The sequence below is a fragment of the Dictyobacter arantiisoli genome (genome assembly GCF_008326305.1).
Classification (GTDB): Bacteria; Chloroflexota; Ktedonobacteria; order Ktedonobacterales; family Ktedonobacteraceae; genus Dictyobacter; species Dictyobacter arantiisoli.
This window is the reverse complement of record NZ_BIXY01000033.1, coordinates 23,866-50,234: the sequence shown is the minus strand read 5'-3', so window position 1 is coordinate 50,234 and position 26,369 is coordinate 23,866. Positions and strand designations below refer to the sequence as shown.

Sequence of the window (26,369 nt, the reverse complement as noted above, 5' to 3'; positions counted from 1 at the left end):
GTTATGTTATTCACTCATGTAGCCAGATGACCTGTGGTCTATCCAACTACATGAGCTTTGTTAATGGCAGTAAACATCCCTAAACGGGAGGGTAAACCATCAGAACGTGTGAGTCGTGTATAGCTGAAGGTGAAATTTTGTTGCTCCAGAAAGGTTTGTAGCTCTTCCACTGTAAAACGCTGATAGCCAGGAATGGAAAAGGGCGCGCTAAAGGTATCATATGGGCCGCCGATTTCGTGAAATTCTCCGTGGATTTCATCTATGAGATGGAGGGTTTGTGAGGTGAGCAAGATCGGCCATTCAGATCCTTCGCAATCAATTTTGAGGATATGGATACGTTTTGTCTGTTGCTGGCTTGCTTCTGTGACAAGATCATCAAAGGCCAGGGTTGAGATAGGGGTGCCAGATGTTTGCCATAGCACATCGCCGCCACCCGTATTGATCAATTTACTCTCGATCTGGCAATCAAAGCGTCTGGGATGCCCGCTATGGAACAGCACGGCCCCTTTTTCATCTGACCGCCAGATGGCCGCCTGAAGTAACTTTACTTTATTCTGGTCAATAAAAGCTTGTAAGTTTTCCTTCGCTAATTTATAATTTTCTGCTTCTGCTTCTATTGCATAGACAATGCCAGCGCCACGCTCAGCCGCTGCATAGGTAAAGAATCCCAGATGTGCGCCAATATCGATAATGATATCTGTATCAGAAAATGATGCTGGCAAGTTATAAGCATTGCGCTTAAAAATTTCGTCATAAATAAGATGATCGTTTGTATCGTCCCGGAAGTAAAACATGGATGCGTTCTCCTACAGCTTATTTGTATTTATCTGTCTGTTCTACTAGTAGAACGAACATATCCCCTATTCATCCAATCGGCGTCAATTGTTCCGACAGAGTCACCTGAAGAGGCAGGAATTGTAGAGAGGGATAAAGCAAAGCCAGGATAAGGAGGCAAGTCCTGGCTTTGTAGAACAGGCACAGCTTATTATTACAGGACAACAATCGTGACGCCGTTGGGATCTTGTATTGTCATCGGTGTCAATCCTGGTCGCTTGATTTCATAAAAGTCGATGCCATACATATCTGGCTCAACCGGGCTGACATTGCGGCCCGCCCAGAGATTGGTTCCTAGATGATGATGATAGCCATCCCAGGAGATAAAGTAGGCCTGATCCTTCATTTTGACGGTGGGCTGCATGCCCAGGCTCTTATAGAAGGTCAGGCTCTGTTCCAGATCACTGACATTGAGATGCATATGGCCGAGGCGCAGGCTATCTGAGAAGCCGGTAAAGCTGGCGCTGGCCTGTGCGATAAGATGGGGTCGATTCAAGTACAGGGTATCCATCAGCAACTGATCGCCGCGATAGGGCCATTGTGTGCGCGGGCGATCATAATAGACCTCGATGCCGTTCCCTTCTGGGTCTGTCAGATAGAGAGCCTCGCTCACCAGATGATCAGCTTCACCGCCCAGCGGGACATTATTGTGGGCATCCTGAACATGCAACAGGAAGGCTCCCAGTTCGGCCTCAGTTGGCACAACCAGCGCGAAATGATAGAGTCCTGCCGTACGCGCCGGACGAGGACGACCGCCAGGCAGTGTGCGCAATTGTAGCACCTCACGGCTGCCAACACCAAGTCCCACACTGCCATTGCCCGTCTCATCGCGCTCATCGCGGACCAATTTCAGGCCCAGCCGTTGATAATATGCAATACTGCGCTTCATATGCTGCACACGCAATCCTACCCGTTGCAAAGGCCAGCTAGAAGGCTGGATCTCCTGCTGAGTCGTCGAAGTATCTGTTGTTGTCATATTCTTCATCTCTTTTCGCCCGGTGGCTGGTTGTTTACTTACTTATTGTTTGTTTGTGATAATAGTATAGCACATTTTGAAGATAACATGGAGGGGCCATTATTTTTGAGGATGCGGAAGGTAAGGATACTGCCTGGTTGTGAACTGGGAAGCATCCTTACCAGGGACGCGATGCTTAACAGGTATACTGCATGTTAGAGGAAGTTGCTGCACTAGTTGGAGCAGCAAGTTGTAGATGAATTGTCCCGGCTGGCATTTTGTAATCTATCATAAAAGGATTTTTAACCACTGATGTATGGAACTGCGGCACGTTGACCGTGAGTAGACGTTCCTGGGTGGCTGGAATCGTTGGCGTGCTTGTTTGTAGATGGATAGTGGTGCCATCTTGTGCTGTAAATGTTACCTTCAATATCGCAGGTGGTTGATCAATACCAGCATTACTGATGTTTATAAATAGCAAGCCAACTCCTCCCTCCTGGTGACAGCTAAGCTTGAGTACGCTGTGTGTCGTGGATATCTGGGATTGTATACCACATCCACTCAAGCAGAGCATCAAGAGCATACTGAGGAGTGCACTCGTACGGACAAGCTTTTTGCCTTTTATTCTGTAAGAAGAGATTATACGCGTACAGTTCTTTATTCCGTTGAAAAAAGCACCTCTAGAATTTTTCGTAATAAAGATATCTATTACCAGCAATAGTGTTCCCCATATAATGATGAACATCAATGGATTGAACTGAATATCCGTTCGCACATAATCCATGTATCGATAGCCACCAACGACAGTGATGATAAGACCATAGTTACATATCAAGAGTAGCAATATCATACCTGGTGTAATCTGTTGCTTTCGTGATCGTTTGATGCAGAAGAGGCAGATCCAGAGGATCACTATCAGGAAGAAGCAAACGTTGAAACTATGGAAAATTTTGCCAGCATTGGTTAAAGGTTGTAAAAATCCTGCAAATGGACCAGCAGAATCATAAGAGGATTCCCGCCCACCTAGAGCAGGTATAGATAAGATGATGGGAATCGATTTTTGAATATATTCCAGGGGATGGCGAATAATAATCGCTTGTGAAAAACTTCCTGTTTCGCTGGCATAGTTTTTAAAATCATCTGGATGCCTTTCCATGATGCTGTAAGGGTCCAGGTTGCCTGCTTTTATTTCGCTATTAAGGTCCTGACTGATGGCTACATCGCGAGGATTTGTGGAGCTTGATTCTGTCTGCATGCGATACTGGATAACCTTGCCCACTTCATTGATATTTTGTATCCACGTTGTACCCATAAAATGATTCTGGGTGGTATTGACAAATATGTATCCAACGACAATAGCGTAAATGAGAATGCCAGATGCTATAACGTGTAAAAGCGTGCGCCGAAAATTTTTTCTCGTAAAAGCAATAAAGAGGATATAAGCGAAGATGATGGGAGGGAGATAGAGCCATTCGGGGCGTGTCATGAAGAGCAGGAACATCACCAGGGCTGTAAGCCATAAGAAACGACGTTTGAAGGTACGTAGGAAGAGCAACGTCAAGAGCACCAAAGAAGTGAGTAGCCAGAGTCCCATGCCCTCGGTCATCAGTGGCTTGACATAGGATAGAAGCATAAGGTTTCCACCGACTGTCAAACCAAGCACAAACGCGATCCAGGGACGTTTAAAGATAAGAGCTGCAACCCAATAAATTTCAAGGGTGGCACATACAAAGAGTACCGCTTGCCCGATACTGACTGCTTCAACATTTCCCTGACCGGCCATGGCATAAATGGCTGTGATAAAGAGGGGATAGACTGGCAGGCGCCAGAAATTAACAAGGTGCCCGCTTGTTTGGATCAGATTTACCACATAAAGATAACTCCATGTATCTGGAAGTATCTCTGCAGCTGGATGGTTAATATAAAAAGCTATCACAATCAGACTTGTTATCAGCCCCACGAGTATCCCCAAAAAAATATATTGCGCACGTATATTATTACGCATGGAAGTGAATGCCTCCAGACTAAAAAGGCTTCCTTTTTTACTAGTAGAAATAAAAAAAGAGTATTAGTGAGTACAGAGTAGTTATACTACACGAGATTATATATTGTGAGCCTGAGAAGCGAAAATAGTTCTCGATTTTTAAGTATTTAAAAATCGAACTACATGCCACTTTAGACTTTCTCTACAATAGAGAAAACGGGTAGGCAGCTAAAATGTCACACTTATAGGCATTTCTATTTACCATCGACGCTTATCTTGCGTAATACGATGAAGGTTAAGAAAGCTCAGATATCGAGAGTGTAAAGTAGAGTGAGCAGAAAAGGAAGCACTTATAGGGAAGTGAGGCTGATATAAAGTACCTATTTTGCTATTTCTTGTTGGGTAAAAGCGACAAAATCATCCAGAATTTTGCGGCCCAGGGCACGACCCAGGCGTTCACTGCGATAGATGGCCAGCGATTGAGTGATCAAGGGGTGATACTCTGCGGGGAGCGCGCTTAAGGCCCAGGTTCCAGCAGCGCTTTTTGAAAGATAACTGCCTGTACGTAGATAAGCGAGACAGCGGCAGGCGTTTAATACACAGGTAAAAGGATCACTGAGATATGTTTCCAATGTATTGCGCATGACGTCTAACAGGGTTGCACGGAATAGCGACTCAGGCACGTCAGGGATCGCCTCGGCTATGGGCGTTCCGTATAGACAAATACCATAGTGTCGTAGGGCAGTGAGAGCGAGGACGAGATGAGCATCCTCTTTTGTCGCATCCAGCCAGGCTGTACCGCCTTGCGTACGCAGTCCCTGCAGATAGAACTCGCGCAGTTTCTCAGCATAATGGAATTCAATCGGGAGGGCTGGCTGAAAAGGATGCAGCACGCTTGAAACGAGAAAGGTAATATCCAAGGCACTGGGTACGCGTGACATGCGCCAGAGCAATTCCAGCAGATTTTTTTTGGTCTCACCAGACATGTTATGAGGTGTCACCACCAGGATATCGATATCGCTGCGTTCAGGATTAAAGCCACCGGCCGCCATTGATCCGTAGAGATAAATACCGGTCAGATTATCTTCTAATAGACGTTGTAACTCAGCGACCAGCGTGAGCACCTCCGTTTTAACGACCTTCGAGCAATTGGTCCAATTGTAATCCACTGTTTCATCCTCTATTTTCTGAAAATGTCATCAACCATACAAGCTGTATCATTGCCTACCAATTTTACGAGATGAGAGCAGCCAGTGGCAAGTCGTTCAGTCTTTTATGGGACTCCTTCCTTGCTGACGGTGCTCTGTCTTGCTGGCAAGGATCGTAGCGAGAATACATAGAGCTAAGCTAGACCAACCTATCCATTGATGAGGTACTATCGTCAGAAATGGAGGGATAGCGTTTGGCAAAGAAGGTGCTTTTCCAGATGCGTGCCGAAGCTGGAGTACAGCCTACGGCCTGCGCCAGCTCTTGTGGGGTAAGCGAGGGATTTTCGCGGAGCAAAGCATGCAGGCGTTGTTTTGCATTCACGCGCGTTGGTTGGAAACGCCTTGGATAGCGATTACTCGTCATATATTTTTTTGTCTCCTGATGCAATATTGCCTGTATATTGACATATTTGGAGAAAAATTGCAAGAGAAGAATAAACAGGAATAATTGTATCGCTTGAATGTCTGGTTAATAACTGTCTTGCGAAGGAAGGTAAGGGGCAGAAGGCGCAAAAAATCGGCCCACCAAATGGAGCATCTTGTAAGCGGTTGTGAAAAAGAGAAAAAATTTCTCTTACCTCTATAATTATTGATTTCATCGCTTATACTTAGAGAGTACTTGATTCTCATGTCCCTGCGATCTTCATGCACAGAGACCGTGGAGAGCATGGGAGTCCGACACACTCATACAAAGTGTTTGATTCCCACTCTCATCGGGATCTTGCTGCTCACTTGCTGGCAGGCGCCTGCGCGCCTGCGCCCTTTTTAGTGTGTGGTGCAGAAAAGGTGCTATGCACCTTTTCTGCACCACACACTAAAAACAGTTTTGAGCACCGCAGGTGCGAAAACTCATGCACCAGGATGGCGAAGAGCATGGGAATCAAACACTGTCATAGAGAGTGTCAGCCTCCCAATACCAGCGGGATCTTGCTGCTCCCTGGCTGGCAGGCGCTTGCGCGCCTGCGCCCTTTTTTATTGTGTAGTGCAGGAAAGGTGCTGTGCACCTTTCCTGCACTACACAATAAAAAGATGTTTGAGCACCGCAGGTGCGAAAACTCATGCACAGAGACCGTGGAGATCATGGGAGGCTGACACACTCATAGAGAGTGTCAGGCCCCCAATACCAGCGGGATCTTGCTGCTCACCTGCTGGTATTGGGAATTAAACACTTTTATAGAAGCGACCATGGGAAGGATATGTTATGAAGAATAAAGCAACTATCAATAATCCTCTTGTGCAAAATATAGGCACGTTGCTTAAACGCTCTATCGAATTGTTACAGGATGTGAAGGAGCATTCCGAAAATGAGCAGGATGCACGGCAAGTGGCTGATCGCGAATTGCTCCAGGCCCTCAATACAGTGACGCCGCTCTTACATCCTGCAATTCAGGAACAACTGGCGCAATTAGTGAATTTACGCAATGAGATCCATAGCCCGTATCTGGGACGCGCCACCACCATAACTCAATTGCATCATAACAATGAGAAGCGACCAGATTTACCGGGTTGGGCGCAACCAGAATAATGCCCGACTGCTATGCATGTGTCACTAAGCGGATTGCTCCTGCGTATACAGAAGTGGGGAATACCCTCACATCTTCTTAAGAAGAGCCATAAAAAGTGATTCCAGGGATGGACATGATGCTGAATGTAGATACCTGCTACTGATTGCGCACCTGGGCCTCAAGAAGCGTTGCAGGCACAAGACGGTATGCAGGGGAAGGATGCTTATCATGACATCACATGCTGATTATACCTCGGAAGAGTGGAATATCCTGTGCACAACCCCATTGAAGGTTGGTGGCGCGGTTGCGGCTTCGGCCCCCAGCGGCGTGGTTGGCAATGTGAAGGAGACGCTGGCGATTACTAATAGTATGGTCAATGAGGCACATCGCTACACCAGTAATCAATTGATCAATGAGATCGTGCCGAAAGGGATCAATCGTGAGCAGGTGAATACCCTGGCGGGTATGGCGAGTAATCTGTTTCAGCAGGCCGATATAGCTCGTACGCAAGCACTAGATGCCTGCAGGCAGGCCTGTCAGATATTGAAAATGAAAAGTACTACCCAGGAAGCGGATGAGTACAAGCAATGGCTATTGATGATTGGGAAAAATGTAGCCAGTGCTGCGAATGAGGGCGCGAATTTATTGAATGTTGGCGGTATAAATGTTAGCCCGGAAGAGGTGCGCATATTGGATGAAATGGCGTCCGCGTTAGAGTTGCCCGAGCACTTAATGGTTGGCCTTCTCACTGATAGCAGTCTGACCAATCCCAATCCCAATGCCAATCCCAGTCCAGGATCTCCTGGTGCATAAGCGTTAACATGTGACGATTATTCTTAGACAGTGTTTGACTCCCATGGTCTTTGCTATGCTGGCGCATGAGTTTTCGCACCGATGGTGCTCACCTGCTGGCAGGCGCCTGCCAGCAGGTGAGCAGCAAGATCCCGCTGGGAGTGGGAATCAAACACTTTGTAAAAGGATTTATCTCATTGTGCTGCTTCGCAGTTTTGGTGTCAGGCGCGAAATGGTGAGGCGGAATCGCTTTGCATAAGATGGAGTGTGCGAGCATTCGCCTCGACAGGAATGTTGTTGGCGGCCTCCAGAGCTTGCTGCCGCTCGGCTTCGTTCAGCTCATATTCAGGATTCCAGCCATAGCGCGTGAGATTGACATGATCCCCGGAGGAAAAAATTATCCCTTCTTTTTCTAGCAATTCTCGCATACGACCGATTTGCCCAAAGGCGCGACTACCGGTTAATTCTCCTTTGCTATTCACGACGCGATGTGCTGGCACTCCCTCTGGCGCTTCATGCATGATAAAGCCGATTATGCGGGCACCACGTGGATACCCGAGTGCTTTGGCGATCCAGCCATAGGTTGTGACGCGTCCAGTTGGGCAGGCCTGCACCAGCGCGAAAACCTGTCCCATGAGTTTTTCGATGTGTTGACGGAACAATAGAGCTTCTTCTGACATCATCCATCTTCCTTTTCTGCAATTATTTGATAGATATAAAGTTATGTTATGCCCTCATGCTCACTGCCAGTGCGTGTTGGGCTAACGCAGTGGGCGAAAGAATGCTCGGATCTCGTGTGTTAATAGTTCTGGCTCTGCGCTATACGTTTTACTATATTACGCTTTCTAACTATAATGCTAGAAAGCGCTAATTTCAAGTATGATGTATATCAGTAGCACGTTATTCAATAGTATTTTGTTTAAAGGTCACCTGATTTATGTTTCCTGTGCTTAATTGGATGTAGAGGGTAGAACGAAGGTGCCTTTTTCGTTGCGCAGCCTGATGCGTGATCCTTGAAAGGAGATGATCATGTCCTGTTGTCGACCCTGTCCCGTTGCGGATGGTACAAAACTGAGCGTGATGGGTACAAGATCAGCGTCTGGTCCCCAGATCTGTGGTCCGAGGATAATGTGCGCATGGCTGGCATCCCCCCCCGGCAGTTCAATGATCTCGATACGGCCGTGCTGATTAAGCGCGATAAAGTGACTGGGAGTGCTATGGCTGCTGCTTTCATGCCCGACATAGGCATCTGTCTGCATCGTGCGAGGTCGTCCATACGTAAGGTCATCATAGGTGATGGTTCCCCAGTGCCAGAGGCTTTGTGCCAGCCATAGGAGCAGACACATACCGAGCATTGAGATGCCCACCGTCACTGTCCAGTGCTGTTGACGTTTGATGCGTTGAGCGTGCAATGCTGCATAGTTCTGAATAGGATGAAGCGTGTTCTCGGTGATGGGTGCTGCTTGAGCACCCCTGCCCAGAGAGGCTCGCGGTGTAGTAACATACACAGCTGCTGTGGTTGTCTGGATCGGGCGATGGCGTAATGTACTATAACGTAGCGCACCGGTTGCTGCGCCTTCAGCGACTTCTGATGATGACATCAAGAAACTCCTCTCCTCAAACGTCAATAAAGAAGCTATCCAACGGGTGCGATCAGTGGCTGACACCGGAGATAACTGAATAAATGCTGTTATGAGAAGTGTAACTGATGTGCTGACAGAGGGCCAGTAGCTTATCCACAGCTCTGCGCTGACAAATGTGCAAGCATTGTGCAAAAGTCGCAGGCACGTGTGCAAAAACCATCTTTCATGTGGATAACCATCTTTTTCCTCGCCGCCTGAATGCCCGGAAAACCCAGTCAGTAGCTGTCCCCTTCAACGTACGAGGAAGGGAAAAGCGCACCTCGGTTGCGACCTACGTTTTTGGGTGCAATGGTGGTACGAGGAAAGGGAAAGCGCACCTCGGTTGCGACCTCGGCACGCACCTACATGCGGCGAATACAGGAATTCCGAGCCTGACGCGCCCCATAGCTTATGAGGCTGTTTCTTTTTCTTCTAACGGGTGCTCGCGCTCGATAGGGAGCGTAAAGCAGAAGGTTGACCCTTTCCCTTCCTGGCTCTCCACCCAGAGGTGACCCTCCTGGCGTTGAATAATCTCTGCGGAGATATAGAGGCCCAGGCCCAGGCCCGAGATTGTGCGTGCTGTGGCACCTTCCACCCGGAAGAAAGGAGCAAATATTTTATCCTGTACTGTCTGTGGAATGCCTGGTCCGAAATCCTGTATCTGCAAGGTGACCGTTGTGTCATCGCTTTGCATCTTTATGACAATACGGTCAGAGTCGGGCGCATATTTAATCGCATTCATAATCAAATTAGTGATGACCTGACCAATGCGTGAGCGATCTCCCCAGACGGTCTTATTCGTCTCTCCATCGCGCAGCAACAATTGGCGATCAGTGACTGGCTGCATCTCTTCCACGATCTCATTGACAAGCTCATCAAAATCAAAGTAGCTTTCGCGGAACTGTAATCTTCCGCCTTCAATGCGTGTAATATCCTGAAAGTCACTAATCAAATCAGTTAATTTGTTGATCTGAGTATTCATGCGTGTTGTCGTACGGATCACGGCCTCATCACCTGTCAGCGAAAAGTGTTTACGCAGGATTTGCGCATGCGCCTTAAGACTGGTAAGTGGGGTGCGTAACTCATGTACGACCATGTTCACAAACTCATTACGCCGTTTCTCTAATTCCTGAATCGCCAGTTGCTCGCTTAAAAGCTTTTCACGTTCACGTTCAGCCTTCTTGCGCTCGATCGCATAACGGATAATGCGGCTCAGCAGGTCCACCTGGAGTCGTTCTTTTGCAATATAGTCATCCGCCCCCGCTTGCAGGGCCAGGATATCAATTTCCGACTCATTGGCCCCTGTCAGTAAGATAATTGGCAGCGCATAGCCCTGGCGGCGCGCCTCTCTGATGAGTTCAATGCCGTTGAGCGCGCCCAGACGATAATCGAGCAAGCAGATATCATGCTGGTCTACCAGCATGCGCTTCAGACCAGCCTGTGGATCGCTTTCCCAGCGTAAATCATAGTGGACATGGGGAATTTTTGTCAGTGCTTTTTTCAGGAGGATATAATCCTCTTCATCATCTTCAATGAGCAGTATCGTCGTTCGCTGTATGTCCATAGGAATCCTTTTTCGACTTGGAAGGCAACGTCACAACCTCAAACCAATATTTCCCCAGAGCCTGCATGACTTCGATGAGTTTTTCAAACGTGACTGGTTTGGTAATAAAAGAATTGACACCCAGTCTATAGGAGCGATAAATATCTTCCTCGGCCTTCGATGTCGTAAAGACTACGATAGGTATTTCCTGTAGCGCGGGATGCGCCTTAATCTCGCGCAATGCTTCACGTCCATCTTTCTTGGGCATATTTAAGTCTAGCAGGATCAAACCAGGCAGCGGTGCGGTGCTATCATCGGCACCTTCGTACTTGCCGCGTCGGAGGAGATACTCCAATAGTTCTTCACCGTCGCTCACGCTATAAAACGTATTGATCAATTTGCCTTTTTGCAGGGCCTTCGTCGTGAGGAGAATATCATCATCATCATCATCAGCCATCAGGATCACGATTGATTTTGCTGTGCTCATACTATTTCTATTTCTTTCATTGTTAGGTGGTGAGCGGGTAAGGTGATAATAAAGGTAGCCCCTGCGCCAGGAGTACTCCTGGCGGTGATTTGTCCGCCATGTCGCTCCACAATTTTGCGCACCACCGCCAGGCCAATACCAGTTCCTTCATATTCATTGCGACCATGCAAGCGCTGGAAGACGGTAAAGATTTTGCTGAGGTACTTCTCATCAAAACCAATTCCATTATCCTCGATGGTCAGAATGCACTGTTGCTGAGCGTTTCCCTCTTCCTCTTCTGGCAGTGTATCTATAAGGCTGGCGGCGACTTTGATCACTGGTGGGACGCCCGGTCGATGAAATTTCAAGGCATTGCCAATCAGATTTTGTAAGACCTGATACATCTGGCGGGAATCGGCATCAATGGTTGGGAGTGGTGAGACCTCTACGCGCCCCTGCGTTTCCTGGATGCGTGTTTCCAGATCATCGATAACATCGCGCACGATCAGATTCAGGTCGCTGGACGTAAATGGTAAAGTTTTCGTCGCCACACGTGAAAAAGTGAGGAGATCATCGATCAAGACACGCATCCGCGAGGCGGCATTGCGCATGCGCTCCAGATACTCTTTTCCATCACCCAGACCCTCGGCATATTCCTCTTCAAGTAGATTGCCGAAGGCCTGGATTTTGCGCAATGGCTCCTGAAGATCATGTGAAGCCACATACGCAAATTCCTGCAATTCCTGGTTACTGCGTTCCAGATCAGTATTGAGCAGGCGTAACTCTTCTGTGCGTTGTGTGACGCGTGCCTCCAGATTGGCATTCAACTCCTGAAGATTTTGATAGATCTGCGCGCGCTCAATCGCCATCATTACGCGGTTCGCCAGTTCCTGCGCGATATTGAGATCCGCGTCTGTGTAGGGATCGCGGTCGGCTGTGGCGATAAAGGTTATTGTGCCCTCGATCATATCTTGAATGGTGAGCGGGATGACCAGAGCGGAATCCGCCTTTATTTTCCTGAGCAAGGCATAATTGCTGGCGGTACCTGCAATTTGTCTCAATTGTTGTTTCCCAAGATGGGCGAAGATGGCCGAATGCTTTTGTCGACAGACGGTTTCTAATACGGAAGGCGTGCCAGCATCAACCGGAATATCAGTGATGAATTGTAACTCCTGTGTGCCCTCAACCGCATAAGGATAAGAGATACTCAGCGGCTCAATCCCCGCCTCGCTGCTCTTGATATCAATGCGGCACCAATCGGCCAGAGCCGGGATAGCCCGCTCAAGCACATGTTTGAGGATATCCTGATAATCCAGTGAAGCCACCAGGAGTTTGCTGGCTTCCGAGAGGAAATCCACCTGCTGGAGGGTGCGTGCAAGTTGCAGCTCTATCTCTTTGCGTTCTGTAATGTCAATATTGACACCGACCACACGTGTGCCCACTCCATTTTCCCAGTCTGTGACATTTGCCTTGCCCAGCAGCCAATGGATGCTTCCATCCGACCAGATGGTCCGAAACTCAATGTTAAAAGCTGGCCCACCCCTGGTGGAATCCCATAAATTCTCTTCAACCGCCTGGAGATCATCGGGATGGACCAGTTCGGTCCATTTATGATAGGTGCCTTCAAAACCGCCGGCAGGGAGTCCATATAAGGCTTCTAGATTGGGGGTCCAGAGGACCTGATCGTCGTTGACCCGCCATTCGAAGGTGCCGATGTGACCGGCCTGTTGAGCTAGCTGAAGGCGTTCCTGACTAACCTTCAAGGTTTCGCGGCTCTGGACCTGCTCAGTCACATCTACCGCATGGACCAGGATACCATCGATCTCGCCGTCCAGATTGTGGGCAGGTTGATAGATAAAGTTTAAGTAGGTATCCTCAAGGGTGCCTGTGTGATGGCGATCAAGCGCGAATTTCTGCTCATTGCCAACCAGCACCTTCCCTGTTTTATACAGGTCATCCAGCAACTCATAGTATCCCTGTCCGGCCAGCTCGGGGAGCGCCTCGCGGATGGGTTTACCTGTAAGGTCACGGTTGTCGACTAATTGGAGATAGGAGCTATTGGCAAACTCGAACACATGCTCTGGACCGTGGAGCAGAGCGATCAGAGCCGGAACTTGCATGAAGAGATCATAGAGGCGTTTGCGTTCCCTCTCGGCCGTCTGACGTGCATTTTGTTCGCGGATCAATAATTGTTTACGTTGTTCCTCCAGTTGTTTTTGCTCGGTATAGTCGCGTGCGATACTCAACACCGAGACAACCTGACCAAACGCGTCAAATTCCGGCGTCAACCGGGCCTCATATAAGCGCAGGCCCTCGGGACCCTGAAAAGGGAACTCGGCATCCATGGATTGCCTGGTGGCAAATACCTGTGTCAGATAGGTGCGCCATTTATCAGCGTGTTCTGGTGGTAAACCTGCTTCTAAATGTGTTTTCCCGATAAATTCTTCTGGCTCTCGTCCTGTCGCGCGCCGCACACTTGGATTTATATAAATAAAGCGGTACTGCGGATCGAAGCGGGAAATGATATCGGGAGCATTCTCGGCAACGGTCTGGAAGGCTTGCTGCTGCTGTTTTAAGTTCTCTTCTAATTGTTGCTGTGCATTGATATCTTCGATGACAGAAATAAAATACAATGGTGCTCCGTTCTCATCGCGGGCCAATGAGACCGTGAGATGAATCCAGATGGTTGCATTATCCTTACGGATATAGCGTTTCTTCATCGAATAGGTATCAATATTGCCATGCAGAAGTTGCTGCATAGAGGCGAGATCAGTATCCAGATCATCCCGATAGGTAATATCCTGGAATGACTGTGTGAGTAGTTCTTGTTGGCTATAGCCAACGATGGAGCAGAGTTTGCGGTTAACCTGTAGCCAGCGGCCATCCACCGCCACGTGTGCCATCCCAACTGCTGCTTGCTCGAAAGTTGCTTTGAAACGCTGTTCGGTTTGCCTGACTTCGTTTCGCAATTGAGAAAGCGAGCTTCTCTCGTCTTGCGAGGTGGGTTCAGGGGTATATGTCATGCTGTCTTCTCTTTTCTTTCTTCAGTCCGTTTTCAGCAATCAGGTCAGGTCAGGTCAGGTCGATAGCCACATGTAGCAGCGTGCCTCCCTTGTTTATCAGTCTGGCTTTGCCGCGCCATGCAGACATCCCGGGCATTATTATACCCTGTAATCTGAACGATTTGAAAGGGGTCATGCTCAGGATCGCATTCTACTGGGAGATATAGGGTACCAGACTCTTCTGTCATGCTATCTTAACAGAAGTTCTTTTCTCTCTGCAAGGGTTCTGAAACGGTTACCTGCGGACTTGCCCGTATTTGAGCACAAAGGTGGATGAGCTAGAGCAGTGTTGAAGAAACGAAAAAAGAAAACCGGGGCCAATCCGCACGGAAGATGTTGCCTTCTTGCAGTGAGAATGGTACCCGGTACTCGGTATCCGAGATGTCAAAGCGCCTGGACAGTTGCTTATTTATTTCACAAAGACATATACCATGAGAGTCAAAGTGTTGTCAATTGCCTGATATACGAGAGGTGAAAAATTTTTAGAGCAGATCAGTGAAGATTGAGACGGCGCTCCCTGAATCAGAGATGCTCTATGCCGCAGTTATTTGCTAATGAACGTTATATGCACAGAAATCAAAGCACAGAGAAAGTTTAGGAAAGAAAATTCCCTGAGAAAACCTTTATATTATTTTAATTCACTATTGCGCCTGCGCTTGCTGTTGCGGCTGCTCAGGATCGGGATAACTGGCCTGCGGATAGTCGTATTGATTGTAGCCGGGCTCAGTCTCAAAGCCTGCTTTTTCTCTGGATGGGCTTTGCGCACTATAGCCGGTCTGATAGGATTGCTCTGGCTCCGGCGGTCGGGCCTGTGGTTGATAATAGGTTGATTGCTGTGCTGCCGCTCGCTCTGTCCGTGTGGGCTGCGCAGGTGTGGGCTGATAATACGGTTGCTGTGGTTGACGTGGTTGGTAGTAGGGCTGCTGATTCCAATAGGTTGATTGTCGTTGACGTTGTGTGGATCGATAGACTTGATAGCGTTGTCTGATGGCCTGTTGACGGCCAAAAAAGAAATAGAGGACAGTCCCAAAGATGGGGATTAGAAAGATCAAAAACAACCAGAACAGCTTCTGTCCACCTCTTAACCCTCTATTGAACAGACAGTGGATGAGCATAATGATCCAGAACAGCGTGCTGAGCAGTGCCAATATTTCCATCTCACGCATAAAGCACATCCTTTCCTGACTTTGCGGAAGTATGTATCTATAATTCTATCACTTCTCTTATCTTTAGAATACAACTCTTTCCTATACATAAATGTTTGCAGCACCACAATCGTGGCAAAGCGGCGCTAAAATATGACTTTTTTCCTGTTCCCCATGTCATATCTGCCAGAAATTTTAGCGCTTTCCTCTCATAAAGATAGAACGTTGATTCCTCTGTTGCGCTGATGACAAAAAAGGCCGGATAGGCTATCGAGGATAGCTTATCCGGCGTATGTTCAGACGCAATGAGAGCGAATTTAGAAGGCTCCGGTTCCATCCGGTGTGCCGAGTCCTGTGGGGCCATCATAGCCGCTCTTCGCTGTACAGAGATAGCTTCCGCCGCAAGAGCCGTTGCTACCACTGGTGACGTCGAACAGGCTACTTGTATTGCTATAGAGCGATTGTGCGGCATTGACGCTGCTCGCGTTCCCGGCCAGAGCATAGACGCTGGCAATGATCGGCGAGGAGACGCTGGTGCCACCAAAGACTAACCAGCCACTAACTCCATAGGTATCGTAAACGGCGACACCCGTGTTGGGATCGGCTACTGCGGAGACGTCGGCGACAGTTCTTCTGGAACAACCGCTATCCGTCTGCCAGCTCGGTTTGCTGATGTATGAGCTACAGCCGCTACCAGCCCCGTTCCAGGCGCTTTCTGTCCAACCACGGCTATTGCTGCTGCTGGAAAGAGATGTTCCACCGACTGCGACGACGGTGTTGAACGCGGCTGGTACCTGAACACCGTAACCGCTGTCTCCAGAGCTGGCGGTGATGATATGACCGGGATGATTGTAGTAGGAGGCATAGCTTGTTTCACTGCTTGATTCGCTACCGCCATAGCTATTGCTGACGGTATTGGCTCCCAGTGTTACAGCCTCATTGACTGCAATTCCCAGATTCGAGAAAGAGGTGCTTTTCGCTTCAACGAGCAGAATATGACAATTGGGACAGATGGCGCTGACCATATCGAGATCCAGTGAGATCTCTTCGGACCAACTGCTATTACTGCTTGGTAAACTGGTGGTACTTCCCGTTTGACCGACTTTTTTGAAGCAGCCGTTAGCGGTGGTACAGGCTGGCAGACCGAACTGGGAGCGGTATACCGCCAGATCAGACTCTGCGTTGGGATCATTGTATGCATCGACAATTGCGACGGTCTGGCCGCTCCCTGCACTGGATGAGGGGAGTTTGTACGCGGATTGCAGATTGGCAGGACTCAAGCCTGACGGTGAGGCGTTGGGTACGATGGCCCCCTTGATTTTGTCGATCTGAATGGCATTACAATAAGCGTGATTTACGGCTGCTACGCTGCAAACATGGTGTGATGAAAAGCCTGTCGGGGTGACATTTGCTTGCGCGGCGAACGCGGTAGCGGATGTTCCCATCAGCAATAGCACGAGCACGGCCATTGATGAGAAGGAGGTGATAAGTCTGCGCATAACGGCTTCCTTTCCGTTGACTGCTGTCTGCATATCATTGCCAGCTTGTTCAAAGGTAGAGCATCTCTAAGGACAGCTTCTCCTTTGTAGGGCAAGCAAGCATGGTAGAGCGTGACATGCTGTCTTTGCTTGAGACTACATAAATAAAAAAGTAAAGGAATGTGGGTACTATACTGCACTTCAAAAAATAGTGCTTAGAGTATCACTTAGAATAAATTTATTCTTCGTTTGGCACCGACACTCTTATATAAGAAGTATTCAACATGAATACAGAAAAGTCAATACCCACTTTTAATGTGCTATAGAGATCGTCCATAGAACATGGTAAAGGATAGCTAGATTTTTTTGTATCATATAGATGAGAATGACTTGTTTAAGCGCTTGATAAAGTACGATTATGCATTGAATCTTTCTCTATGCAAGAAAGATATGTATTGATGGTAACGGCGGGCGTACTATTTGCACAAAAAGCAGCAAAAGAGAGTGTTATATGGTACTATAGATTGTGGTCTATTCGTCTATATTGGCATAATTTCGTCTGGTTCAGAATTTTGTGTGGAGGCGTGACTAAAATACTGGAAACTAGTAATTGCTTCTTTAGCACTTCCAGAGCTTTTATTGAAGTTTCTGCTCTAAAATTTCTAACCATAGGAATGTTTGCTGCTCCCCATTTTATTCCCATGTCATGTAAGGAGATAACCTGTATGACAAATGTCGCTGAAGCATCGACAGGCATACCAGTAACTGAAGCAGCTCCTGGGCGTCAGGTAGCTGAACCGAATATATGGAGTCGTAGCGCATTGGGAGCAGTTTTGCTGCTGTCAATTGTGATGGATTTTTTTCAGCTCGGCCAGAATGGCTATGGCAATCTGTACTATGCAGCTGGTGTCAGAAGTATGACCGATAGCTGGCATAATTTCTTTTTTGTGTCCCTGGATCCCGGTGGTTTTGTGACAGTGGATAAGCCGCCGGTCGGCTTCTGGTTACAAACATTGAGTAGCAAAATTTTTGGTTTTACTCCTTTTAGCATCTTTTTCCCCCAGGCATTATGTGGTGTTCTCTCGGTCTTATTACTCTATATGCTGGTGCGTCGCCATTTTGGGGTTGTAGCGGGACTGGTCGCGTCTCTGGTGCTGGCCCTGACTCCTATCAGTGTAGTGACGAATCGCAATAATACTATTGATAGTGTGCTGGCGCTGGCCCTGCTGCTGGCGGCATGGGCAGTCATTCAGGCGGCGGAAAGTGGAAAATTGCGCTGGTTGCTTCTTTCCGCTGGCCTGGTGGGCCTGGGCTTTAACGTGAAGATGGCGGAGGCGTATCTCATCATCCCGGCTCTGGGACTGGTGTATTTGCTCTGCGCACCACGCAAAATCTGGACTCGTAGCTGGCATTTATTGCTGGCCCTGCTTGTATTGCTGGTAGTATCTCTATCCTGGGCGGCTATTGTTGATTTGACGCCAGTCTCGCAACGTCCCTATGTTGGCTCAACCAAAGATAATTCTGAATTGAGCCTGGCCTTTGGCTATAATGGTTTAAATCGCCTGCATATTACAGTGGGTGATAATAATCATACTTCCGCGACTGGGAAACAGAGCACAACGGTTCGTAGAGAGGATGTAAAGGTTACTCGTCCGGCGGCTAATAATTCATCCGGTAGTTTCTTGCTTCTCTTCCATCTCTTCACTGTCTCACTGGGTTCGCAGATCGCCTGGTTCTTGCCATGTGCGTTACTGGGAATGCTGGCTCTGGTCTGGCAGCGACGCCCGAACTTTCAAAAGGATCGTCAGCAGTTAGGACTGGTGCTCTGGGGTATCTGGTTCCTGACGATGGCGGTCTTTTTTTCATTGGATAATTCGTTCCATCAATATTATCTGGTCGTGCTGGCTCCTGGCCTGAGCGCCTGCGTGGGCATTGGTCTGGTCACGATGTGGCAGGATTATCGGCGCGCAGGTTGGCGTGGTTGGCTGCTTCCCTTGACCCTGGCGCTGACCGCGTTTGCCCAGGTGTACATAGTCACATCTTATCCTCTCTGGTCGCAATGGCTAATCCCTCTGGTGGGTGGTGTGATGCTACTGGTTGTGATTCTCTTGCTGATTCTGCGTCTGCTGGCCTGGGGATTGGGGCGCATGAATAGCGTGCTTGTTGGCAGTGGCCTGGCGTTGGTCTGTCTGGCCTTATTGGCCTTGTTGATCGCTCCTACACTCTGGTCTGGCTACGTCGTCATGCATAATACCGAATCGTCTTTCCCTACAGCTGGTCCAAATGCGCATGAAAAGACAGCTCCTGCTCTACCCAAAGCGCTTGTGGAATTGGTCAACGTCGATCATAAGCTGGTTGCTTATCTTATTGCCCATCAGGGAAACACCCAATTTTTGGTGGCGACGCCCAGTTCAGGGACCGCTGATCCGTTGATTCTGAGCACCAATAAACCGGTGATGGCTCTGGGTGGCTTTGGGGGGAGCGATCCTATTGTGACGACAGCTGACCTCAAAGAGCTCATCGTCCAGCAGAAAGTGCGCTTCTTTCTGCTCAGTGCCTCAACCCGTAATGTGCATGCTGTAGTTGATGGCTTGTCGAGTGCGTACCGTGCTTCAGTCTCTGCGGCTGGCAGCAAGTTGGGAGGAAGCGGTCAGCAGGAAGGGGTACCCACGTGGGTGGCAAGTAATTGTAAGCTCGTGCCCACCAGCAAGTGGAGATCTACTAAGGGGGGTGGCAATACCAGCACTTTGCACTTATATGATTGCGCGGATATGGTGAATAGAGCAACGGCAAAATAAGAATGACTGTTTTTGTTGATTTACTCTTGTTTCAGGACGCCCTGTGTGTCATACTATCCTCATATTCAAATGAAAAAGGGGAGTTTATGGATAATTCGCAGAAAGCTATCCCCGATCTGGAGTCGCTGCCATTAGTACAGCTTGAACCAACGGGTGTACCTCAACTTGATCTTGTGCTGGGTGGTGGTATTCCACAGGGGGCTTTATCGATTATTCTTGGCCCTCCTGGAAGTGGCAAGACGACTCTTGCAAGCCAGATTGCCTTTGCTTCGGCGCAACGCGGGCAAAGGGTGATAATCTTAACTGCACTTTCGGAGCCAACAACAAAACTGCTGTCGCATCTGAGTGCCTATCATTTCTATGCTGCGAGCTTGATTGGTACAAGTGTGCAGATTTTTAGTTTGCAGCAATTTTTACCACAGGGCCTGGCGGCGACGAGCCAGGAGATTGTGGCTGCTGTGCGTCAAACGAAGGCCAATCTGGTGGTGCTGGATGGTTTTCAGAGTATCCGCAGTCTGGAGCCCAATCTTGATGCCACACGTCGTTTACTCTATGATCTGGGGTTGCGTCTGAGTTTACATGGCACGACCACCCTGATCACAACCGAGTCTGATCCACATGATCCCGCGCTTTTCCCAGAAATGACCACGGGCGATGTGTTGATTGGCTTGTATTTTAAGATCGTTGGGGTACGCACATTTCGCAATTTAGAGGTGATTAAAGTACGGGGACGCGCTCCACTCTCGGGTTTACATAGCCTGACATTGAGTGATAGTGGCGTAACTGTCTTTCCACGTCTGGAATCACGCGTAAAGCAAGAAGAGCCGACCAATCTAACGGCGCCAGTCAGCCGTATACAATTTAGTGGGCGAGCGGATTTCGGTCTGTCAGAACTTGATACGCTCCTGGGCGGCGGTCTGACGCGTGGGACAAGTACCTTGCTCACCGGCAGCCTGGGGATGGGGAAAACCTTGCTAGCGTTGCAGTTTGCATTGAATGGCGTCCATAATAGCGAGCCGACGCTTTTTCTCAGTTTTCGCGAGACCAGTCGGCAATTGATTCAGAAGGCTGACGATTTTGCGCTGGGCGAGCAATTGCGCGCCGCACTCGCGCCAGATGGTGGCCTGACGTTGCAACGCTGGGAACCTGTTGAATTAGATCCCGATCAGATTGCGCTACGATTGATTACAGCTTTAGAGCAGACACATGCGCAACGCGTGGTGGTGGATAGCATTGCTGAAATTGAGCGCGCTGTTGAGGAAAGTAATGGCAAAGAACGGACTTCTAATTATTTGTCGGCCTTGCTGTCTGTCTTACGCGAACGGAGCGTGACGCTGCTGGCGATCAAAGAAACGCCCCGAAATGTTACGACGCAATTTGATTTCTCGTCGGATGCGCTGGCTGTCCTGGCCGAAAATCTTATCTTTTTGCAACAAATAGCTTATCGTGGTAAGTTGCATCGTGTCCTTTCTGTGCTAAAAATGCGTTTTTCATCTCATGATTATATGTTGCGCGAGTTTCAAATTAAGCCGCCAGAGGGATTACGTGTCCTGACCCATGATGAAAGCGGACTAGAGGTTATCCTCGGACTGATCGAGCAGCAAGGAGCAGAATTACTGCCGCATACATTGAAGAAAAAATCGACAGAGAGGTAGAGACCATGACGGACAGGGAACCCGCGCATTATTTACAAGAGGGAAAGTCCTTCCTGGTGCTTATTGTTGATGATGAAGATGCCATTATCGACCTCCTCTCGGATTTCGTGACCGATCTAGGCTATACTCCCTCTGTGGCTCAAAATGGGCAGCAGGCGATGGAGCGTGTGTATGAGCACTGGCCTGCACTCGTGATTACTGATTTTATGATGCCAAAGTTAAATGGCGCTGATCTTGTGCGTGCTTTACATGTTGAGGCAGTCGCGCAAAGAAGATTGCCACCTCCCATTATTCTGTTGACCGCCGTTGGTGTACCGGCGCTAAAAGATTTGCCTGTAGATGTTGTAATGGCTAAACCATTTGATCTTGATCAGCTAGAAAACGTCATTCGTCGCTTACTCCAAGCTACTTTCTCTTAACCAGAGAGAGAAGGTTTTGCTCGGAGCATCCCGCCCGTAGGCCATTCTCACCCCACCGCAACATCCTTCTCAGGGAACAGTGTGGAGCGTTGGGGTGAGAGAGTCGTACGAGCAAGGGAGTATTGTCCGTAAGATTGGTTGTTATGAGGTCAGGCGACGATTTTCCTCCTGATGATGAGTAAGACGACGAGCCCGATGGCGATCCAGCCGGTGACGATGTAGGGTATAAGGTTGAGTGGCGTGGCTCCTGGCTCTAGATAGGCCGCAATAAAGATGGCGGTCATCAAGATGGTACTGATGACAGGGATGACGCCGTGCTTGATGAGGTTGAATTGCGAGCGCCGTTGACGCTGGAAGAAGCGTATGCAGGCGATGTTGACGAGAAGATAGATCAAGAGGATGAAGAGGGCGTCGAGCGTGCCGAGGAAGGCGAAGGCTTCAATCGGGGTCATGAGCAGTCCCAATGGGATACCACAGATGAGAGCAAAGACGCAAAGCAGAGTGATCGCCCCGATAGGTGTCTGGTTGATAGCATGGGTACGGGCGGTCCAACTCGGTAGCAGGCCATCACGTCCAACACTATAGATGATGCGTGCTCCCCCATTGATGATGGCGAGGGCAGCTCCGAAGAAGGAGAAGATACCGGCCAGATCGATCAAAAGGGCGAAGATATTGCCTCCAAGATGACGGCTAATGGTATCAAAGGGCGCCGCATCATTGGCATAACCGGTAGACATGTTCTGTATACCATAGCCCATCGTGGCAACATAGGCCATTAAAATATAGAAGACGCCGACGACGAGCATTGAGCCATAGACGGCACGTGGAATATTGCGGCCGGGATGATTGGTTTCTTCGCCCAGGGTGGCAGCGGTTTCAAAGCCGATAAAGCTCAGCACAGCTAGAATGATGCCGATTGTGAGATCACCTCCGCCAGGGATAGGACCAGTCGTGAAGGGGATCAGGCTGAGTTGTCTCTGCGCTCCTACATGCGAGAGGATGAGCAGGGCCAGGAGGACACAGATCCCCATCTCGAAGCAGAGCAGCGTGAGATCAATGGTTAATGATTGACGTATGCCGATGTAACAGATGGCGAAGACAATGCCGACGGCGATGACAAACCAGATCGTCCAATGGATGTTGATGCCAAACCAGCGCAGCACAAGCGCCTGCAAATTTGCGCTCATCAGGACAAAGGTATAGGGCCCTCCCAGGGCGACGCCAATCAAGCCAATCCAGCCAGTCAGAAAGCCCCAGTAAGGATTGAGTCCCTGCTGGACAAAGGTATAGGCCGAGCCGCTGGAAGGCAGTTCACGGGCTAATTCGCTATACTGATTGGCGACCAGAAGTGCCACAATAAAGCCAATCACGTAGCAGAGTGGGAGGGCTCCACCGACCACACCCGCCTGCGGAATGGTATTAAAGAAAATAGAGGCGGCAGGTGACATGACCGCAACCGAAATCACAATAGCATGGCGCAGGCCGAGACTTCCCTTCCTCAAGGCCGGATCAGCGGCAATCCCGGGCACGGGCGAGGGTGCATCGCTCATATATGCTCTCCTTGCTTGGACTCTCTACTGTTTTCTGTAAAGACGTCATGTTGTACGTATGATGACCCCATGCTTTCAAAAGGATGATTCGCGGGCTGCTTCTGTATCCTGCTGACCACGCCCGGATGATGTGTCAGGCACATCCAGCAAGCGGCATAGATAGTCATTGAGGAAAATTCCCTGTGGATCGAGGGTTGCGCGAATGCGGCGGAAATCCTGCCAGCGGGGATAGAGCTGGGCCAGACTGGCGGCATCCCTGGTATGTAGTTTGCCCCAATGCGGTCTGCCCTGATAGCGCTTAAAAATGGCTTCGATGCTTTGAAAATATTCCTGATAGGGCATGCCTTTGTACATATGGATGGCGATATAGGCTGAAGTACGCTGATAGGCGGAACTAAGCCAGATGTCGTCGGCGCGTGCAAAGCGGCACTCAATCGGGAAGTGCACGGCGAATTGATGCTTATCGATACATGCACGGATTTCTTGCAGTACACTGGTAAAGTGTTCGGCTGGAATATTATATTCCATCTCCTGAAAGCGCACCACACGCAGCGTCGCATATAAGCGATGGCTATAGTTCACCTCACTCGTCGTTGCGATGCCCTGTGCTGAAAGTCTGCTAATGGTCCTGGCCGAAGCAGGCAAGAGTCGACTGATCTCTGATAGGAGCCAGAAGAGTCCATTTTCCAGTACAATTTGATTAAAACTGCTCCAAAGATTTCCTTTCGATACTGTGACTGTGGTTTCATTGAGAAATTTCGTCTGGACCCACGGTGTATAGGGTAACCAGTAGAACTCAAAATGGTCATTGTTATTCTTATAGTCTTCGAGATGAGCGAGGCAGTTGGCGAGTGTTTCACGTCGGCTCTTGAAGTGCAGGAGTTGGGCCGAGATGACGCGTAATTTGACCCTGGCAATGACGCCCAGCGTGCCCAACGAAATCTGGGCGGCCTTAAATATATCGGGATGTTGTGAGGCTGAGCATTCAAGGAGTTCACCGTCGGCGGTGACCAGCGTCAGGGCCTCGACCTGCGTTGCCAGATTGCCAAAGTTGATGCCCGTGCCATGGGTGCCCGTGCTGATGGCCCCGGCGATGCTCTGGGCATCAACATCGCCAAGATTTTCCTGGGCCAGGCCGCGTGCCAGCAGCGTCTCTCCTAAATATTTAAGTTTGGTTCCTGCCAGGACGGTCACGGTTCCCGCTACTTCATCCATGCTCTCTACGCCTTGTAGATTGTCAAGCGAGATGAGTACGTCATCGGTATGGACCAGCGGGGTGAAGGAATGTCCCGATCCTACCACGCGTATGTGTCGTCCTGTGCGTCCGCATGTACCCACCAGTTCTTTCAGGGCCGCGATACTGCCGGGTTTCTCGATTTGTCGGGGATGGGCCTGCACAGAACCAGACCAGTTGTGCCAGCGCGGTGGCTGTCGTGTTGCCATCCTGATGTCCTTTCATTTTAGCTAGAGGAAACAGTATCCATCGCCCCGGTAGGTAGTGACTTCCTCGACGATAGCGCCCTGTTTCACAAGGAGGAGGTGGGTAAAGCGTTCGCATAGCTCACCTGCTTTGCTGTGGCGCAAAAAGATGGGATCTCCCAGGGCCAGCACGGTTTCACCGGTATAGATAATCGGCGTCTGTACCTCTCCTGGACCTTCGAGAGGGACGAAACGGGCTCCCTGGGGGAGATAGGGTTTTGGTAAACGATCACTCCCGGCGGGACCAGAGGCGCTATAGCCGCCACCGAGGCCGGTGTAGATATGCTTCTGTGGCTGACGGACGATCTCAATCGCAAAGCCAGCGGCTGGTTGATAGTGAAAATCTCGATAATTATCGAAGAGGGCCGGTGCATAGAAGCCCGATCCAACGGTAATTTCGGTTACACCAGCCTCGGCGCGGGTGGTATGCAAGCTGCCAGTGCCGCCTCCGTTGACAAAGCGCAGCGGTAAGTGGTAGTCCTGAATGAAAGCCATAATGTCGGCTCGCCGCCGGGCTACCTCGCGCAATGAACGCTGCTTGAGGAGGCGCACGAGTTGATTTTTCGCTTGTCCTTTAGGATACTGATCGCCCACGCCCGCAATCTGCGCCTCATAGCCCATAATGCCATCCAGCGTCACATGGGACGCGGCCTGGATACTCTCCAGAACCGGTCGTACCTGTGCGGGAGTCAGGAGAGCACTGCGCCATACCCCGAAGTGCAGGCCCGGCAGCGAAAGCGCCATATCCAGATCGATACAGACGGGGATACTCACAGCATGTTGACTGGCTATCGCTTCAATCTGTTGAACATGTGCCACGCTATCGATCATCAGCGTGATCTGTGCACCTCCCTGAATAGCCTGTGCGACCGCTGCAATATCCTGTGCATGCCAGCTTGGATAGCCGATCAAGAGATCATCTAATCCCTGAGAAGCCAGGTAGATCGCTTCGCGCACGGTAAAACACATAATGCCCTGGAAAATATCATTTGCCGCCAGGATGCGTTTGATCACTGCGACGCTGCGTAAGGATTTCGAGGCCAGCCGTAACCGCTTGCCGCCTGCCCTGGCTATAATCGATTGGATATTCTGTTCCAATAAATCCAGATCCAGATAAGCAAACGGCAAGGTCCGTCCTGCAAAGACCTGCTTGTAATAGTAGTATCTATCAGCATCAGGTGCTGTGTTCTCCGTAGAGGAAGGCGTGATGGCTGTCTTCACAATGTCTACCCCTTTATGTCCATTGAGATAAGTGGATGCTCGCATAAAGCGTAACGGTAGACGTAGAAGAAGTCAAGTAATTAAGGAGGAGATTTTTAATCTGGCTTGCTTACTTCGAGAGGGATGAACTGGCTTGAACGGTAGTTTTTGCCGTCCCCTGGCTCCAGTTAGCTCTAGCTATCTGTTCCAAAACAGTGTATGATAGAATTATCCTCTTCTCCATAGTGACCCGTTTTCAACAACTACTAACAAAGCGTTTGTTTCCCATCACCATCGGGATCTTGCTGCTCACCTGCTGGCAGGCGCCTGCGCGCCTGCGCCCTTTTTATTATGTGATGTAGAAAAGGTTCTTCGAACCTTTTCTACATCACATAATAAAAATCTGTTTGAGCACCATTGGTGCGAAAACTCATGCGCCAGGATGGCGAAGACCATGGGAATCAAACACTGTCTAACTAAGTGTTTGTTTTCCACTCCCAGCGGGATCTTGCTGCTCACCTGCTGGCAGGCGCCGACGCGCCTGCGCCACATACTAAAAATCTGTTTGAGCACCGCAGGTGCGAAAACGCATGTACAGAGATCATGGAGGGCATGGGAAACAAACACTCTTTTGAACAAGGTGGTTCAGGGTGTCCAGTGATGGACTGCCAGTG

The 26,369-nt window shown here is 49.3% G+C and carries 20 protein-coding genes; 5 read left to right on the top strand and 15 right to left on the bottom strand.

What is annotated here, in order from left to right; translation table 11 throughout:
• Positions 1-38: 38 nt before the first annotated feature.
• From F1593_RS12535 to F1593_RS12515, 5 genes are all read right to left on the bottom strand, one after another.
• Positions 39-794, bottom strand: coding sequence for an FkbM family methyltransferase (locus F1593_RS12535; RefSeq protein WP_149401905.1), 756 nt, complete (start codon positions 792-794; stop codon positions 39-41).
• Positions 795-988: 194 nt separating this feature from the next.
• Positions 989-1,810, bottom strand: a complete 822-nt coding sequence (locus tag F1593_RS12530; protein ID WP_172632081.1) for a VOC family protein — start codon at positions 1,808-1,810, stop codon at positions 989-991.
• Positions 1,811-1,985: 175 nt separating this feature from the next.
• Entirely contained in the window at positions 1,986-3,659 is a 1,674-nt protein-coding gene (locus F1593_RS12525; RefSeq protein ID WP_149401903.1) for a hypothetical protein, read from the bottom strand.
• A 494-nt stretch (positions 3,660-4,153) separates the two neighbouring features.
• Positions 4,154-4,942 (bottom strand): aminoglycoside adenylyltransferase domain-containing protein, encoded by a 789-nt coding sequence (locus F1593_RS12520; protein WP_149401902.1) that lies wholly within the window; start codon positions 4,940-4,942, stop codon positions 4,154-4,156.
• A gap of 178 nt (positions 4,943-5,120) precedes the next feature.
• On the bottom strand, positions 5,121-5,345 hold the full coding sequence (locus F1593_RS12515) for a hypothetical protein (RefSeq protein WP_149401901.1): 225 nt from the start codon (positions 5,343-5,345) through the stop codon (positions 5,121-5,123).
• Positions 5,346-6,182: 837 nt separating this feature from the next.
• Here F1593_RS12515 and F1593_RS12510 point away from each other — a divergent pair.
• On the top strand, positions 6,183-6,506 hold the full coding sequence (locus tag F1593_RS12510) for a hypothetical protein (protein ID WP_149401900.1): 324 nt from the start codon (positions 6,183-6,185) through the stop codon (positions 6,504-6,506).
• A gap of 208 nt (positions 6,507-6,714) precedes the next feature.
• Positions 6,715-7,299, top strand: a complete 585-nt coding sequence (locus tag F1593_RS12505; protein WP_149401899.1) for a hypothetical protein — start codon at positions 6,715-6,717, stop codon at positions 7,297-7,299.
• 200 nt (positions 7,300-7,499) lie between these two features.
• On the opposite strand, the gene F1593_RS12500 is transcribed toward F1593_RS12505, so the two are convergent.
• The 7 genes from F1593_RS12500 to F1593_RS12470 all read right to left on the bottom strand — a co-directional run bounded on the left by F1593_RS12500 (position 7,500) and on the right by F1593_RS12470 (position 16,615).
• The gene (locus F1593_RS12500) at positions 7,500-7,961 is read right to left on the bottom strand and encodes an MGMT family protein (RefSeq protein ID WP_216368858.1); all 462 of its coding nucleotides are present in this window, start codon (positions 7,959-7,961) and stop codon (positions 7,500-7,502) included.
• A 267-nt stretch (positions 7,962-8,228) separates the two neighbouring features.
• Entirely contained in the window at positions 8,229-8,879 is a 651-nt protein-coding gene (locus F1593_RS12495) for a hypothetical protein (RefSeq protein WP_149401898.1), read from the bottom strand.
• Between the two features lie 430 nt (positions 8,880-9,309).
• Complete coding sequence (locus F1593_RS12490) at positions 9,310-10,464, bottom strand: sensor histidine kinase (RefSeq protein ID WP_149401897.1); 1,155 nt, start codon at positions 10,462-10,464, stop codon at positions 9,310-9,312.
• Positions 10,430-10,930, bottom strand: coding sequence for a response regulator (locus F1593_RS12485; protein WP_216368857.1), 501 nt, complete (start codon positions 10,928-10,930; stop codon positions 10,430-10,432). The genes F1593_RS12490 and F1593_RS12485 overlap by 35 nt, the downstream gene beginning before the upstream one ends.
• Positions 10,927-13,932 (bottom strand): PAS domain S-box protein, encoded by a 3,006-nt coding sequence (locus F1593_RS12480; RefSeq protein WP_149401896.1) that lies wholly within the window; start codon positions 13,930-13,932, stop codon positions 10,927-10,929. Before F1593_RS12480 ends, F1593_RS12485 begins: the two co-directional genes overlap by 4 nt.
• A 680-nt stretch (positions 13,933-14,612) precedes the next feature.
• Entirely contained in the window at positions 14,613-15,137 is a 525-nt protein-coding gene (locus tag F1593_RS12475) for a PLD nuclease N-terminal domain-containing protein (protein ID WP_172632080.1), read from the bottom strand.
• 296 nt (positions 15,138-15,433) lie between these two features.
• On the bottom strand, positions 15,434-16,615 hold the full coding sequence (locus F1593_RS12470) for a S53 family peptidase (RefSeq protein WP_149401894.1): 1,182 nt from the start codon (positions 16,613-16,615) through the stop codon (positions 15,434-15,436).
• Between the two features lie 704 nt (positions 16,616-17,319).
• Between F1593_RS12470 and F1593_RS12465 the strand changes: the two genes are divergently transcribed.
• From F1593_RS12465 to F1593_RS12455, 3 genes are all read left to right on the top strand, one after another.
• Positions 17,320-19,392, top strand: coding sequence for a glycosyltransferase family 39 protein (locus F1593_RS12465; protein WP_172632079.1), 2,073 nt, complete (start codon positions 17,320-17,322; stop codon positions 19,390-19,392).
• A gap of 86 nt (positions 19,393-19,478) precedes the next feature.
• Positions 19,479-21,047 carry an ATPase domain-containing protein gene (locus F1593_RS12460; protein ID WP_149401892.1) on the top strand — a complete coding sequence of 523 codons (1,569 nt, stop codon included), beginning with the start codon at positions 19,479-19,481 and terminating at the stop codon, positions 21,045-21,047.
• 5 nt (positions 21,048-21,052) lie between these two features.
• Positions 21,053-21,466, top strand: coding sequence for a response regulator (locus F1593_RS12455; protein WP_149401891.1), 414 nt, complete (start codon positions 21,053-21,055; stop codon positions 21,464-21,466).
• 149 nt (positions 21,467-21,615) lie between these two features.
• Here the strand turns inward: F1593_RS12455 and F1593_RS12450 are convergent, their stop codons facing one another.
• The 3 genes from F1593_RS12450 to F1593_RS12440 all read right to left on the bottom strand — a co-directional run bounded on the left by F1593_RS12450 (position 21,616) and on the right by F1593_RS12440 (position 25,716).
• The gene (locus F1593_RS12450; RefSeq protein WP_149401890.1) at positions 21,616-23,016 is read right to left on the bottom strand and encodes an APC family permease; all 1,401 of its coding nucleotides are present in this window, start codon (positions 23,014-23,016) and stop codon (positions 21,616-21,618) included.
• Between the two features lie 75 nt (positions 23,017-23,091).
• Complete coding sequence (locus tag F1593_RS12445; RefSeq protein WP_149401889.1) at positions 23,092-24,459, bottom strand: D-arabinono-1,4-lactone oxidase; 1,368 nt, start codon at positions 24,457-24,459, stop codon at positions 23,092-23,094.
• Between the two features lie 21 nt (positions 24,460-24,480).
• A complete protein-coding gene (locus F1593_RS12440) occupies positions 24,481-25,716 on the bottom strand; it encodes an amino acid deaminase/aldolase (protein WP_235932567.1) in 1,236 nt (411 codons plus the stop codon).
• Positions 25,717-26,369 lie beyond the last annotated feature (653 nt).